General features: G+C 64.9%; 1 protein-coding gene and 1 pseudogene. One reads left to right on the forward strand and one right to left on the reverse strand.

Annotated elements, in window-relative coordinates:
* Positions 1-595, forward strand: a 595-nt coding sequence (locus tag NV64_RS00055) for a LysR substrate-binding domain-containing protein (protein WP_233208881.1), incomplete at its 5' end; no start/stop codon positions are given.
* Positions 596-638: 43 nt separating this feature from the next.
* Here the strand turns inward: NV64_RS00055 and NV64_RS23600 are convergent.
* A pseudogene (locus NV64_RS23600) lies at positions 639-863 on the reverse strand (MFS transporter); the annotation flags it as partial.

Genomic DNA, 863 nt, shown 5'->3' on the forward strand with positions numbered 1-863 from the left:
CGCCCGCGACGCGCCGGGCGTTACCCTGCAGATTACGGCCAGCGATCCGTTTCAGGATGGTGCGCTGGTGCAGCAGGATCGGGTTGACGTGGCGATCACCGTCGCGGAAGAAACCCATGCCGGGTTGATACGCGAACAGGTACACAGCATGGACTTCTGCACGCTCTGGCACCCGGCGCAGCTGGCGCTGTCCGCGCCGTTAACGCTGCAGGCGTATGTGGATAACGATCATCTGCTGGTCTCGTACCGCGGAGCCACTCACAGCGCGATTGACCAGCGGCTGGCAGAACAGGGGGTTCAGCGGCGGGTGCGCTACGTTACGCCGCACTTCTCCTCGCTGCCGCCGCTGCTGGCACGTATTCCGGCGCTGGCCACGGTGCCGGCAGGGCTGGCCGCCGGGTGGACTGACCGTTACGGCCTGAACCGCAGCGCGGTGCCGCTGTCCGCCCCGGGGATCGACCTGTCGCTGCTGTGGCACAAGCGGCGCGATAACGATCCGGCGCTGGGCTGGCTGCTGTCGCTGCTGCGCGGGGTCATGCAGGCGGGCGGAGAGCATTCAGAGCACAATAGTAAGAGCAAAAAGGCACCTTTTTGATTCACCTATGGGTCATTAACCCACTTAATGACCGCTATATGACTCATTTCTGTATGGTCTGCCGGCCTGCTGCTTTGCGCAGGGTGGACAGCAGTGTGAGGGTCAGCATCACGCCGACCGTCAGAAAGGTCAGCCGCATTCCGACGACGATAGGTTCCGCACCGGCCGTCGCCAGCCCGCCGGAGCCGGTGGCCCAGGCAAACAGCGCGCCGAGCAGTGACGCGCCGGCGATCAGCCCGAGGTTGCGCGACAGGTTAAGCAGCCCCGA

The organism is Erwinia sp. B116, assembly GCF_002865965.1.
Classification (GTDB): Bacteria; Pseudomonadota; Gammaproteobacteria; order Enterobacterales; family Enterobacteriaceae; genus Erwinia.